Here is a 12953-nt window from a genome sequence, read left to right as displayed (position 1 = left end):
GGCGACCCCGTGCTGTAGCTGCTGCTGCTCGCGCGGCGTCATGGCATCGTAGCGACCGCATGCGCTCCCTTTCCTTCGCCCGCGCGTTCGGGCTGGCATTGTGCGGCGTGGCCTGTCGCGCACCGACAGCACCGTCCCCTGCCACGAATACGACGTCGCCGACACCGACGCCGAGCAACGCCGCAACCGTTCCCGTCCGGGTGGTGCTGTCGCCGTCGCCGGACGGCGCCACCGCGGTGTTCGAGCTGTCGCCTTCGCGGGACGCCTTGTCGTTCGCCGAGCGAGGCAACGTGCGGAGGTCCGCCTGGACGACGTCGACCACCGGCGTGACGCTGCGCGAGGAGGGGTTGACCGCCGACGAGCCGTGGTCACGGGCCGAGCTGCGCCTCGGCTTCGACCCGCAGGAGTACGACCGCACGTACCCCGCGGTGACGCGCGCCGGTTCCGGGGCGGTGATCTACACGCCGGCGCTGCTCGTCGAGGGCCTCGACATGGAACTGGCGGCGGCGCCGGATACGTTCGTCTGGCCCCCGCTGCAGGCCCCGTACGGCTACAGCTACCTCGGGCCGCGCGACGAGATCCGCGAGCGCGGCGACATCCGGCTGATCGGCTTCGACGGGCTGCCCGCGTGGCTCGCCCAGCAGATCGAGCACGCCGTCGATGCGTCGCTGCCCTACTACGCCAGCGAGCTCGGACGAGCCACGAGTCCCCCCACGGTGATCGCGTCGGACCAGTCGCCAGGGCCGATGGGGTTTCACGGCGACGTGACCGAAAACGCGGTGATCTTCCTGCGGTTTCACGGCGACGCCTGGCAGACGAGCGACCCCAAGGCGGCCCAAGAAGTGGCCAAGTTTGTCCGCCACGAGGCCTTTCACCTGTGGAACCGCAACCACGCCGACGATGCCCCACCGTGGCTGCACGAAGGCGGAGCCGAATACGCCGCGCTCATCGCTGCCGTGACGGCCGGTGTCCTGACCGAAGACGAGGGGCGGCAGCGGCTGTCGCGGCACGTGGGTCGCTGTCGCAAGCACGTGGGCGAACAGCCGATGGCGTCGGTGCGCTCGGGATCCGACGTGTACGACTGCGGTGTGGTGGTGCAGTGGCTCGCCGACCTCGAAGCTCGCCGCCCCAACGGCGAACGCTCGGTCTTGGCCCTGTGGGCCGAGGTCCTCGAGGGTGCCGACGCGCGCGACGGCTACTCAGCCGCGTCGTTCCTCGATCGCGCCGGACCCCTCGCCCAGGCATTCGTGACCACGACCGCCGGCCGCTGGACGAGCCTCGAGGCGGCGCTGCCCAAGTACGGAGTCGGGCTGTCGAGCACGCCGACCGCGGACGACCATCGCGCCGCCGTCCTCCAGCACCTCATGCGCGTCGCGTGCGGACCGGGCCCGATCGGCTACTGGACCGAGCGCGACCACATCAAGCTCGACACGGGCGAGCACTGCGGCGCGCTGGCCGGGCAGCCCAAGGTCACGAAGGTCGGCGGCCACTCGCTCCTCGAAAGCGCCGACCGGGCCTTCGCCAAGGTCGAGGACGCCTGCGCCCACCAGCGCAACATCGCCCTCACCACGATCGACGGCGCGAAGATCCGCCTGAGCTGCCCCGACCCGATCACGCTGCCGTCCGTGTTGACACTGACCCGCGTGCCGAAGCTCGCGACCGGTCCTGCATCAGCACCGCTGTCGACACCGTAGATGCGCGCCAGCAAGTACGCGCCTAGGGCAGCGTGGTCGGTCGCCCAGCCTCGAGGCTCTCGCGCTGCTCCGCGCACTCGGCTCGCCACTTGGCGTTGCGGATGCGGGGGCGCTCAGATGGACGCGCCCTCGGTCCGAAGCACGACGCGGAGCGGACGCTACATCTGAACCCTCGCTTCGGGTGCCCAGTCCGGTGGGGATATCCCCAGCCTTCGCCCGTGGTCCACGAGCATCCCGCTGGTGATCTTCTACTTCATGACAGGCGCACTGGCTGCGCGCCTATTCGGCCTGATCGTCGACGGTATGGTGCCCAAGCAGTGGCTCCTGGTCGCGGTCGAGGCGGGCGCGATGACCCTGGTCGCGCTATGGCTATGGCGCAGCGGTGGGGCGGCGCCCTGAGCTCCTCCCACCCGCTCGTCGGCACCGTCGGAGTCTACGAGCGGGTGCGGGTGTGGACCAAGGTCCCACGGAGCAGCCGCGTCACTCGAGCGCGTCAGCGCTTCCGGAGGATCTCGTCCATCTGCTCACGCAAGATCACGTCCCACTCCTCGCGCAGCTCCTTGACCTTCGCGATCAGCGGCTCGTTCTGGTGGTAGGGCACCTCGAGGTCGTAGAGATCGGCGACCTCGCGCATCGAGCTGCGGTCCATCTTTTCGAAGGCGTCGGTCATCGACTGGGCCTGGGCGCGCTCGAGCCCCAACGCCTCGAGCGCTGAGCGGCCGAGTCGCAGTGAGCTGTCGTAGGTCTCCCGGATGACGTCTCGACACCCGTATGACCACAGCTCGTAGACGTGGTTGCGATCGACGGCGCGCGCGGTGACGTGCAGGTCGGGGAAGTTGGCGATCGCGTACTTGACGAGCTTGTCGATCTGCTCGCGCTCGTCCAGCGCGACCACGAGCAGCTTGGCCTGCTCGATCCCCGCCGACTTCAGGAGGTCGGGCCGGGTGGCGTCCCCGAAGTAGGCGCGGAAACCGAACTTCCGGACGATCTCGAGGTGCGAGCTGTCGTAGTCGATCACCGTGGTCGCGTATCCGGCGGCCTGGAGGATGCGGTCGACGAGCCCACCGACCCGGCCGCGGCCGGCGATGATGATCGGGCTCTCCTCCGCGATGGAGTCGGCCTCGCGCGTGCCCGAGGTGCAGTAGTGGCGAGCGACCACCCGCTCGTAGACGATGAAGAGGAGCGGCGTGAGCAGCATGGTCAGGGCCACGATCAGCAGCAGCAGATCGGCGAGCGCCGTGTCGAACACCGCGTTGCCCACCGCGTAGCCGATCAGGACAAACGCAAACTCGCCGGCCTGCGGGAGCGCGAGGACGAACAGCCACAGCGCCTGGTTCCGGAGCCCGGACACCCAGCCGATCACGTAGAGCACGCCCATCTTCACGCCCATCGTCACGAGCGCCCAGAGGACGACCGTGCCCAGGTTGTCCCGGGCGAGCTCGAAGTCGATGCCCGCTCCGACGGTGATGAAGAAGAGCCCGAGCAGCAGCCCCTTGAACGGCTCGATGTCGCTCTCGAACTCGTGCCGGTACTCGCTGTTGGCCAGCATCACCCCGGCGAGGAAGGTCCCGAGCGCGGGCGAGAGCCCGACGAAGGTCATGAGCAGCGCGACGCCGATGACGAGCGCGAGCGCGGCGGCCGTGAACAGCTCGCGGAGCCGGGCCTTGGCGATGACGCGGAACAGGGGGCGCACCAGGAACGCGCCGAGCAACACCACCGCCACGACCGCTCCGAGGGTGGTGAGCGCGGCCAGCCAGTCCGGCATCGACGCGGTGATGTCGAGGCCCTCGCCGTGGCCGCCGTCGTGATTCGCGCCCTCCCCGCCCACCAGCCCGGGCGCGGCGAGCACGGGGAGCACGGCGAGGATCGGGATGATCGACACGTCCTGGAAGAGCAGGACGGAGAAGCTCGACTCCCCACCCTCGCTGCGCAGCAAGCCCTTCTCGGTGAGCGTCTGGAGGACGATCGCCGTCGACGAGAGCGTCAGCACCAAACCGATAGCGACGGCGGTCGGCCACGGGCGCCCGTCGAGGCGGGCGATGCCGGCGATCACGGTGGTGGTCGCGAGGACCTGCACACCGCCCACGCCCAGGAGCTTGCCTCGCATCTCCCACAGCTTCTTCGGCTCGAGCTCGAGCCCGACGAGGAACAGCATCATCACCACACCGAGCTCGGCGAAGACCTGCAGGGCGCCGACGTCGACGCGAAGCGCGGCCAGCACCGGACTGATGGCCACGCCGGCGAGGAGGTAGCCCAGCACCGAGCCCAGCCCGAAGCGTGTCGCGATGGGGACGGCCACGACGCCCGCAGCCAGGATCAAGAACGCGATCACGAGAGCGCCAGTCATCGGCGCCTCTATCGTCCGCCACGTCCCGCGGCGCAACCCCGCCAACATCCGGGAGACGCGAGGCGCTGGCAGGCCAGGAGCTGTTCATCGCGGACGCACTCGCTCACCGGCGCGCTGCGAGTGAACGCTGATCGAGACGACGGTTGATCTCGAGCGCGGCGGTCACAGCGTGGCAGCGCGCTCGAAGACTGCACCGCGGCGCTCACGGCCGCAGGTGTGACGTGTAGCTGCCGGGCCGCGAGCGTCATGGAAGCTCCTCTCGTGCACGTTCACGCCTCGATTATTAAAAATCTGTTGAAAGAGTTGCAACCCGAAGTCGCTTCCAGAACCAGATTTCAGGCCTATACAGACGAAACCGAAGATCGGAGCCGTCATGAAAGCCATCGTTTACAAAGAATCACTGCAAATCGACCACCCAGAAGCCCTTTACGAGATCGAGCTCCCGGCGCCGCAACCGGGTCCGCGCGATCTGCTCGTCCGTGTCGAGGCCATCTCCGTCAACCCGGTCGACTACAAGGTCCGTCAGAACATGCCACCGCCGAGCCCGCGGGTGCTTGGCTGGGACGCCGTCGGCGAGGTGGTCTCGGTCGGCGAGTCGGTCACGGGCTTCGAGCCCGGCGATCGAGTGTGGTACGCGGGTGCGCTCGATCGACCCGGCTCCAACGCCGAGCTGCAGTGCGTCGACGCGCGCATCGTGTCGCGGGCCCCGACCTCCCTGTCCGCGCCCGAGGCCGCCGCGCTGCCCCTGACTGCCATCACCGCGTGGGAGCTGCTGTTCGAGCGGCTCGGCATCGCGCCGGGCAAGGCGCCGAGGGGTGAAGTGCTGCTCGTCTCCGGTGCCGCCGGTGGTGTCGGCTCGATCTTGTTGCAGCTGGCCTCGCGCCTGACCGGGGCCACCGTCATCGCCACGGCAGGTCGCGCCGAGAGCCGCGCATGGGTCGAGAGCCTGGGCGCTCACCACGTGGTCGACTACCGCGAGCCACTTGGGCCACAGTTGGCCGCGCTGGGCGTCCCGGCGGTCACTCACGTGGCCAGCTTGACCCACACCGATCAGTACTTCTCGCAGTTCGTCGAGCTCTTGGCGCCGTTTGATACCCAGCTGCGCCTGACTTGGCTACTAGCCGGTCGCTACTTCGAGATGTCCGACGACGGCAGCCACGACTACGCGATCGGTAGCCTCGATGAGACGTGGCCGTGTTCAACGCCGTCGCCCGCTGGATCGGCGAACGAGCTGCAGATCGAACAGGACTGAGCGCGCCTGCTCACCGTCATCGTCAAGTCAGTACAAATACACCGCTCCGGAGTTTTGCATAGAGTTGTCGGAGGCGTCACCGCCCAACCCCGCCGCCGAGCCATCTTCTGCATCCGCCCCGATCGCCAGCGTGCTTCCATCGGCAGCCAAAGCCAGGCCAAAGCCGTAACGATCCCCATGGTCGGTATTGCTCGCCTTGATGTATGTGTGCTGGGCCCACTCGAGTCCGTCGCGCGTGAACACGTAGGCTGCGCCGGCATCTGTCAAGCCCGAGTCGGCCGACGCACCGTCGATTCCCACGCCCGAACTCGTCTCGGTGTGAGCCGTGACCGCGAGTATGTTCCCATCGCTGGACAGACGAAGAGCCCGACCAAAGCGCGCCAATGGCATCGGGTTAGGGGCTTTGATGTAAGCTTGCTGGGGCCAGGTGCCATTTGCCTCGGAGAAGACATACGCAGCGCCTGCTGCATTGAAGCTGTTGTCGCCCTGGTCGACGCCAATCCCGCTGGCCGCACTATCCTCGTGCTGAGCTCCCACTGCGAGTGTGGCCCCGTCGCCCGAGAGACTGACGCCCAACCCAAACCAGTCATTGTCGTCCGGATAGCTCGCCTTCAAATAGAAGGTTTGTGCCCAGACGTTGCCGTTGTTGCGATCGAACAAGTAGGCCGCGCCTGCGTCGATCGTCGAGTTGTCGCCAGGGTCCCCTGCGTCGGATCCATCTTCCCGATTCGCGCCAACTGCCAGGCGTTCGCCATCATCAGAGAGCGACAGCTGAACCCCAAATTGGTCGCCCACGTCTGCGTTCTCAGCCTTGACGTAGGCTTGCTCGGACCAATCGTCGCCGCTCCGGACAAACATGTAGACGGCGCCAGCATTCTCGGCGTTGTTGTCGTCCCGGCCGTTGTTGATGATCCTCGATGCGCTGTTCTCAAACGGAGCCCCGACGGCCAGAACTTTGCCATCGATCGAGAGCGCAAGCGCGCTTCCAAAGCCATCCCCCGCATCGGTGTTCGAGGACTTGATATATGCTTGCTGGATCCATGAATCATCGACGTTCACAAAAATGTACACAGCTCCCGATTCAGGCATCGAGTCGTCTGCTTCGTCGCCGTTGAGTCCGGTTGCGTTGCTACTTTCGCCTCGGGCTCCCACCGCCAACACTGTCCCATCCCCCGACAGCGCAACCGCGGTGCCAAAATATGCCAAGGCAGAAGGGGTCGAAGCTTTGAGATAGATCGGTTGATCCCAAGGCGTATCCTGCCCATACAGGTACACAGCTCCCGCGTCCTCCATGGTGTTGCTACCCTGATTGCCGTTGATGCTGCCTCCATCTTCGCCGTAGGCACCTACGGCCAAGACGGTCCCATCACCAGACAGTGACAGCGAGCGTCCGTAGTGATCTTCGGTGTTGGTGTTCGAGGCCTTGAGGTAGCCGATGGCGTCATTCATGACGCTGCTCGCGTGGACCGCGACACAGTCCGAACATCCCGCAGCGTTGCAGGCCTGCAGCGAGTAGCTCGCTTCCTTGCGAAAAACCAGCGGGGCAATGAGGTCTTGTTCGAGTCCGTAGATGTCTTCCCCCACTTGCACAAACTCGGAGCCAGGGCCGAGCTTCTCGAGCAATCGGTAGTAGTCGGCGTGGAGAACCGGGGCCCACGAGAACTTGAACAACTTGGGCTGCGCGGGGTTGAGATCGAGCACAGCTGCACTCGGTGGGGAGGTCTCGCCCGGCTCCCCATCCCCATCTCCGGAGTCGCCATCGCCATCGCCGACGGTAGATTCGCCGTCGCCATCGCCGGTCGACGAGTCGCCACCGTAAGAGGTACCGCTCTCGCTCGTGCCTGTGACTTCGTTTCCGACCATCCCGCGAGTTTCGGCGACATCATCGGGACCACACGCAAACAAGACGACGAGGGGGATGAGGGGAGATGGGCGTGTGCGCGTGCGGAGCATGGTCTGGCCTCTGATGGGGATCAGCACGCTCAGAGTCGTTCGAACTCGTGCTCTGTTCACGCTAGACGCTCGAGACCAGCAACAGGGCAGAGGCCGCGTCCGCCAAGACGTCGGCGACTTGCTCGGGGCTGGGACTGGAGAGGGCTCGAGCCAGGCTGGGGCGGGTAGGTCGGGACCGGGAGCAACCCGGCCCACAGGCAGCCGCCAAACGCCAGCGCGAACTCGAGTGACGGCGGGTAGACCAGCAACGCGCGATCGCCAGGGCTCAGCCCGCGGGCGCGCAGGTCGTCGGCGACAGGCGAGAACTCAACCACGAGCTCGGCCACGGTCAAGCGACCCGCGGGCCGCCCTTGCGAACTGTTTTCAGCTCAACCAGGCCTTCTCGCCCGGTCGCGGACGCAGCCTGTCGTCAATCGAGGGCGTGCGATACTCACCGTGCGGATGTCAGCGCCGCTCCCAACAACGTCCGACGCGGCACGCCCGCGCGGCCTCTTGGCGATGGCGGGCTGAGCGGCGGCCTCGTCCTGCTGGTGGGTGTGATCGCCTGGGCGCTGGGCGCCCCATGCCTCGCGTTCCGTTGGGGGTCACGGCCTACCTCCTCGCCAAGGATCCCCAAGGCGGCCGGCAACTCTCCGCGCAACATCGTGTTTGGGCATGCGATCGACGTCGCCGCTGGACGTGGCAGCGCCGGTGCGTTCGAGGTGCTCGGTGAACCCAGCGCCCTCACTGGTACGTTTGTCCTGGCCCACGCCCTCGGATCGGCGCTGGCGATCGTGAGTCTGGCGGAGGGCCTGCGCTGTCCTCGTCCGCCCGCCGCCACGACGCTCGTCGCCAGCTTGGGCCTTCTCTCCCTGAAAGGCGGTGTGCTGGCGTTCATGGCAGGAGTCAGCGTGCTCGCCGGCTGCTCGTTTGCGCTGCGCCGGAGGTGGTCGACGGCCTCGCCACCGAAGAAATAAGAAATAGCGGTCACAGCCGGGGGCCGCTCCCCTTCATTCGATCGTGTAGCGTGCAGTCGTGGCAATCGAGGGTGAGCACGAACGCGGCTCCTGGGGTTGACATCGGCCTTCGATCGCTACGACGCTGAGCGATGTCCGACGAGCCTGGTGAGCTGGAACGAGCGAGCGAGCGCGCAGCTGATACTGCGCTCGCGCTGATCGGTCAGCTCGAAGCCGAGGCCGAGCTGGTCGACGAAGGTCGCTTCAGCCTCGATGTCGCCAAGGCCAAAGACAAGCTCGCCGCCTACCGACTGGCCGAGCCCGCGGCCTTCGTGCTCGCGCTGATCGAGGCTGGCCACTTGCTCCCGGGCTGCGTCGAGATCCGCTTCGAGACCGCTCGTGCGGTGACCCGTGTTCGGCTCGTCGGCGTCGGCCTGAGCCCGTCCGAGCTCAGCGGTGTGTTCGACGTGTTGCTCTTTGCGACCGACGAGGCGCCCGGTGTCGACCCGAGCGGCCGTGCTCGCGGACGCCGAAGCCTCGCGCTCGCGCTCGCGACGGTGCTCGGGCAACCTCATGGCGGCGTCGAGCTGAGCACCCGGCTCGCGGGTACCCCCGGGTGCTCGCTTCGCTTCGATCCCGCAGGGGCGACCTCCGAGCGCGAGACCAAGCCCGCGAGCTCACCCTCGCTCACGCTGGAGATCCACCGGCTCCGCACGGTTCCACGAACGACGCTTGGCACGCTGGTGCATCGCAGCTGTCCGTCGTTGCCTGTCTACCTCGACGGCGAGCGCGTCCGCGGCGAGCTCTCCCCCGAAGACCTGGCTGTGCGGGTGATCCTGCGCGATGACGAACTGCGTGAGCGAGGTTGCGCGGGCTGGTCGGCGCGCCGCGACGGCGAGCGGCCGCTGGTCGTGTTCGTCTCGAGCGGCGTCATCGTCGAGCGCCGCCAGTTTCCGAAGGCGGGGCGCGAGGGCTTCGTGGCGTTTGTCGACGCCAGCGATCTACGTCGTGATCTCTCCGGTACCCAGCTCATCCGCAATGAAGCGTTGGAAGCTCGCCTCGCGCTCGTGCGGGCCGCCCACGATGAGTTGGTCGCCACGACCACAGCGGCGTTGGTGGTCGGGCTCGCCCCCGTGCAGTCCCAGCACCGCCTGCTCAGCGGCGTGCTCATCCTGATCACGCTCTTTCTAACCGTGATCACCCTCGGCGCGCTCGCGGCCCAGGAAGTTCTGGCGGCCGCCTTCTTCTCATTGTTCGCGGGCCTGGTCGGCACGGGGAGCTTTTTCTTACTGCGGAAGCTTCACCGGATTCGTCGCATCTGCACGCACGGGAGCGCAGCCGTCGGGGTGATCGAATCGGTCGATGTGACACGCACGGATGGCGACTCAGTACTGTCGATCATCTGGCGCGTCGAGCTCCCCGGTCGAGACGCCTACAGCGCTTCGTCTCACGTTCAGATAAGTGCGGCGCATCCATCTCCACTGGTCCTGGGCGCGCGCGCTTATTTGCGCGTCGATCGAGAGCGGCCCGAGCAGGTCGCGCCCGACTGCAAGTCGCCCTGAGCTGGGCAGGCCAGCTCGCTCAGGGGCGATACCGCTTTGACTCTATCACCGAGCTTCGCTGTGGCCTCGCTGATGACCCCACCGCTGGCTGCAGCCCGAAACTCGTCCTCGTCGAGCTTGGCCCTTTGCGCGATGACTTCGATGGACCCGTGCTCGCTCGGCTTCATCGCCAAGCGGACTCGCTATTGAGCGCCCTCGAGCACCGCCAGGGTCGCGGGCTGGTTTCGCTGCTTGGCGTGCTCGACGGCTTTGACCGGATCGAACTCCGAGACTGCGTCGGCCGACCAACCAGCCGCGAGCAGGGCCGCGACGATCTTCGCCATGGTCTCGTCGTCCTGGTCTGAAGTGCCGCTAACCTTGGCCTGGATCAGCGACTCCGACTTCGGACAGTTTTGCGGCGTGGCACCCAGCGCGACGGCCTTCTCCACATACTCGAGGCTCACGTCACCGCTCAGCACACAATAGCGAAACTCGGGCTCGGTGGTCGCGTCCTCGAAGGTCGCGCCCGCCCCGATCACGACCTCGAGCAGGTCGGCCCGATCCCACTGCGAGGTGCGGCCCAGGCACGCGTCGAGGGCCTCCGGCGTGGCGCCCTCGAGCTCGTCCTGCACGTCTTCGATCGTACCGACATCGGTGCAATAGTAGGCGAGCATGCTGCCGTAGCTCCACGTGAGCGCAACGACCTGCAGACCGCGGCCGGCGACCACCAGCAAGACCAGCGCGCCCACGATCACACCCACGCGCTTGCCTGTGTTGCCCTTGGCGTCCTTGAACATCCCGACGACGGTGCTGCCAAAGTAGGTCAGCGCGATCCAGAGCACGCCCGCGGCCCCCAACCCGATCACGGCCTCCCAGTTGTTGGGCAGCGGGCTGGTCGCCCCATGGCTGCCGAGCGCGAGGTTCAGATCGAAGGCAGTGTTCGCCGCGCTGAGGACGGTGACCGCCAGGATAGCGAAGCCGATCAGCATACTGATCATGCCGACCGCTCCCATCTCGCGCTTGGGCTTGGACTCGGGCTTGGGGACGGGCGTGACCTCCGACATGGCCAGCATCCTACCTGGATCCTCGGCCGCGATGCATCACGTGAAGCGACAGCTGGTCAGGTGATCGCCGCGCAGCGCCGCCTCCAGCTCACGCCGATGCATCGTCATCGGCTGGCCCAATCTCGGTTCCGCGCGGCAGCGACAACCGCTAGCGAGCGCTCTCGCGCGAGATCTGGAGCGTCACCGACGTGCTGGTCGAGCCACGTCAGCGACGTGGCGCCCCGCTTCGACAGCGCCATGTTCGTGGCCATGGAGCCGCAAGAAAAAGGAGCGCATCGAACGATGCTCGTTCGATGCGCTCTCGGGAGTTACCCGTTGTTCATGTCGGCGCAGTAGCCGGGGCCGAACAGACGGCAGAAGAGGTCGTCCCAGAATGCCATTTTCGTTCTCCTTCGAGTGAGGTCCTTGCTCGAGTTGAGCGTCGGCGACAGCACCTGCGTCGCTCGAAGGTGGCAGTCAGACAGCCGTCTGGATCGATCAGATTGTTCTGATCGGGCCGCAGATGCGAGCTCCTGGACCTGCTAGAGCGTGACCGCCATGAACGGTTCCCCGCCCTCGGCGCTCGCGTCCGGGCCTACAGCTCGGTCATGGACCAGCTGTCGATGACCCAGTCGCAGTGGTAGATGTTGACGCCCGCGCCGCCCCACTGGTTGGTGGGATCCTCGTCCCAGGCCACGCCCGACTGGATCACGTTCACGCAGTAGTCGGGGTCGCTGAACATGTGCAGGACGTCGTCGTCGCCGAAGTAGTACTGCTCGGCGTAGTCACAGTCGTAGAGGTTGACGTTGCCGCCCCAAAAGTTGGACCCGGACATGTTGAGGCACAGGTCGTCGTTCCAGGCCGCGTGGATCTTCATGTCCCTGCCGTAGCGCCAGGTCTCGGTCACGTAGTCGCAGTGGTAGGTCTTGATGTCGGTCCCGTTGCTGTTGGACATGTTGCCGAGCGGGTTGAGGCACACGTCCTCGTCCCAGCCGGCGTGGACCTCGACCTCGCCGCCGTAGCTGCGGTTGAACTCGATCTCACAGTTGGCGCTGTCTCCGGTCCACCAGTCGCCGGTGTCCATCTCGACCACGATGCTGCGCGCGAACACGGCGTCGTCGGGGTGGACGTCGATCGAGCAGGTCTTGGTCTTCGACCCGGTGAACGCGGGGTCGTACTTGAACTTGAAGCTGATCGTGGTGTCGTCGGTGAACGGCGACAAGATGATGCCCTCGAGCAGCTCCTCGCTGACGTAGTCGCCGGCGATCTCGCGGATCTCCACGCCGTTGACGTAGATCCAGGTGGTGAGGATGTCGTTCTCGCTCTTGTCGTCGTTGAAGGCGATGAAGTTGGTCACGACCATGTCCTCGTACTCGGGGTTTTGGGCCAGGTAGTCCGAGGTCGACCACTCCTGAATACGCTGGACGTAGCGCCTGCGGTTCGTCGCGTTCTCGAAGAACGAGCCGTTGAAGTCCCAGATGTTGGGCTCGCCGCGCTCGTCGTGGCCGATGCGAAACGTGCCGGACTGGCCATCGCGGATGATGGTCTTGGTCGACCACGTGTAGCCGCCGTCGAAGTTGTCGATGAAGTCGTTCTCGATGTCCTCGTAGCTGACGTCGCTGTCGTTGCCGGCGTGGGCGAGGTTGGGGCACAGGGCGCCGAGGACCAAGGTGGCCGCGGCCGCGTGGGCTGCGATCGAGGGCAGGCGGCGGGCGCGGGCAGAGAGGGACTGGGCGAGGGGGGCGAAGCGAGTGGAGGTCTTCATGATCGAGTCTCGTCAAGGTGGGTTTGCAGGATGCGGGCCGTCGTCTCGCGGCTGCGTCTGGGCCTGCTTCACCTGGGGAATCACCGACCTGGCGAGACTCTCTTCGGCTGAATTCAAAGTTTTAGAGCGTGCTGGCGGTCTCTTCGTGATTCGAGTGTCGGTCGGTCACGGTCGGTCGTGGCGACAGACTCGACGGTCGCACCGACGGTGTTCGCTACCCACGTCGAGCGAACGATCGGGGCCGCGTGCTCGAGCAATATCGCGCGGTGATCCATCACGCCGGCGCGCGAACGCTCGTGAGTCTGTTGCCGACGCACGCCCTCGCGTGGACTGGCGTGGAGACACTCCCGCAGGCTGTCGCACGGGCACCGTGGCGGCGTGCTTGCTGATCCGACTGGGTGCCTCCGCCGAGCAGGCACTCGC

At 66.5% G+C, this 12953-nt stretch carries 10 protein-coding genes; 5 read left to right on the top strand and 5 right to left on the bottom strand.

Translation table 11 applies throughout. The features are described 5' to 3' along the window. Nucleotides 1-59 precede the first annotated feature (59 nt). Both ENSA7_RS02705 and ENSA7_RS43065 read left to right on the top strand, forming a co-directional pair. Nucleotides 60-1694, top strand: coding sequence for a M61 metallopeptidase family protein (locus ENSA7_RS02705; RefSeq protein ID WP_146157254.1), 1635 nt, complete (start codon nucleotides 60-62; stop codon nucleotides 1692-1694). Nucleotides 1695-1934: 240 nt separating this feature from the next. Next, nucleotides 1935-2093 carry a hypothetical protein gene (locus ENSA7_RS43065; RefSeq protein ID WP_181233008.1) on the top strand — a complete coding sequence of 53 codons (159 nt, stop codon included), beginning with the start codon at nucleotides 1935-1937 and terminating at the stop codon, nucleotides 2091-2093. A gap of 94 nt (nucleotides 2094-2187) precedes the next feature. On the opposite strand, the gene ENSA7_RS02700 is transcribed toward ENSA7_RS43065, so the two are convergent. After that, nucleotides 2188-4041, bottom strand: coding sequence for a cation:proton antiporter domain-containing protein (locus tag ENSA7_RS02700; protein ID WP_106087661.1), 1854 nt, complete (start codon nucleotides 4039-4041; stop codon nucleotides 2188-2190). 373 nt (nucleotides 4042-4414) lie between these two features. On the opposite strand from ENSA7_RS02700, the gene ENSA7_RS02695 reads away from it, so the two are divergent. Beyond that, complete coding sequence (locus tag ENSA7_RS02695) at nucleotides 4415-5293, top strand: zinc-binding alcohol dehydrogenase family protein (RefSeq protein ID WP_106087619.1); 879 nt, start codon at nucleotides 4415-4417, stop codon at nucleotides 5291-5293. A 27-nt stretch (nucleotides 5294-5320) separates the two neighbouring features. On the opposite strand, the gene ENSA7_RS02690 is transcribed toward ENSA7_RS02695, so the two are convergent. Both ENSA7_RS02690 and ENSA7_RS02685 read right to left on the bottom strand, forming a co-directional pair. Next, nucleotides 5321-7273: an integrin gene (locus ENSA7_RS02690; RefSeq protein WP_181233007.1), complete on the bottom strand. Its 1953-nt coding sequence runs from the start codon at nucleotides 7271-7273 to the stop codon at nucleotides 5321-5323. A 29-nt stretch (nucleotides 7274-7302) separates the two neighbouring features. Next, nucleotides 7303-7572, bottom strand: coding sequence for a hypothetical protein (locus ENSA7_RS02685; RefSeq protein ID WP_280523968.1), 270 nt, complete (start codon nucleotides 7570-7572; stop codon nucleotides 7303-7305). A gap of 204 nt (nucleotides 7573-7776) precedes the next feature. On the opposite strand from ENSA7_RS02685, the gene ENSA7_RS02680 reads away from it, so the two are divergent. Together ENSA7_RS02680 and ENSA7_RS02675 are read left to right on the top strand one after the other, a co-directional pair. Continuing rightward, the gene (locus ENSA7_RS02680) at nucleotides 7777-8202 is read left to right on the top strand and encodes a hypothetical protein (protein ID WP_181233005.1); all 426 of its coding nucleotides are present in this window, start codon (nucleotides 7777-7779) and stop codon (nucleotides 8200-8202) included. Nucleotides 8203-8333: 131 nt separating this feature from the next. Then, complete coding sequence (locus tag ENSA7_RS02675; RefSeq protein WP_106087615.1) at nucleotides 8334-9743, top strand: hypothetical protein; 1410 nt, start codon at nucleotides 8334-8336, stop codon at nucleotides 9741-9743. 182 nt (nucleotides 9744-9925) lie between these two features. Here the strand turns inward: ENSA7_RS02675 and ENSA7_RS02670 are convergent, their stop codons facing one another. Both ENSA7_RS02670 and ENSA7_RS02665 read right to left on the bottom strand, forming a co-directional pair. Continuing rightward, the gene (locus tag ENSA7_RS02670) at nucleotides 9926-10786 is read right to left on the bottom strand and encodes a hypothetical protein (RefSeq protein WP_146157253.1); all 861 of its coding nucleotides are present in this window, start codon (nucleotides 10784-10786) and stop codon (nucleotides 9926-9928) included. A gap of 574 nt (nucleotides 10787-11360) precedes the next feature. Beyond that, nucleotides 11361-12530, bottom strand: a complete 1170-nt coding sequence (locus tag ENSA7_RS02665; RefSeq protein ID WP_106087613.1) for a ricin-type beta-trefoil lectin domain protein — start codon at nucleotides 12528-12530, stop codon at nucleotides 11361-11363. Between the last annotated feature and the right edge of the window lie 423 nt (nucleotides 12531-12953).

It is taken from the genome of Enhygromyxa salina (genome assembly GCF_002994635.1).
In the GTDB taxonomy this organism is placed as follows: domain Bacteria; phylum Myxococcota_A; class Polyangia; order Nannocystales; family Nannocystaceae; genus Plesiocystis; species Plesiocystis salina_B.
Note: the sequence above shows the minus strand (reverse complement) of the source record. Positions and strands in the feature narration are given on the sequence as shown.

What these genes read in the sequence shown, in the direction of transcription:
- ENSA7_RS02705 (WP_146157254.1), top strand. Translation starts at nt 60, where the DNA reads ATGCGCTCCCTTTCCTTCGCCCGCGCGTTCGGGCTGGCATTGTGCGGC.
- ENSA7_RS02670 (WP_146157253.1), bottom strand. Translation starts at nt 10,786, where the DNA reads ATGTCGGAGGTCACGCCCGTCCCCAAGCCCGAGTCCAAGCCCAAGCGC.
- ENSA7_RS02700 (WP_106087661.1), bottom strand. Translation starts at nt 4,041, where the DNA reads ATGACTGGCGCTCTCGTGATCGCGTTCTTGATCCTGGCTGCGGGCGTC.
- ENSA7_RS02695 (WP_106087619.1), top strand. Translation starts at nt 4,415, where the DNA reads ATGAAAGCCATCGTTTACAAAGAATCACTGCAAATCGACCACCCAGAA.
- ENSA7_RS02675 (WP_106087615.1), top strand. Translation starts at nt 8,334, where the DNA reads ATGTCCGACGAGCCTGGTGAGCTGGAACGAGCGAGCGAGCGCGCAGCT.
- ENSA7_RS02665 (WP_106087613.1), bottom strand. Translation starts at nt 12,530, where the DNA reads ATGAAGACCTCCACTCGCTTCGCCCCCCTCGCCCAGTCCCTCTCTGCC.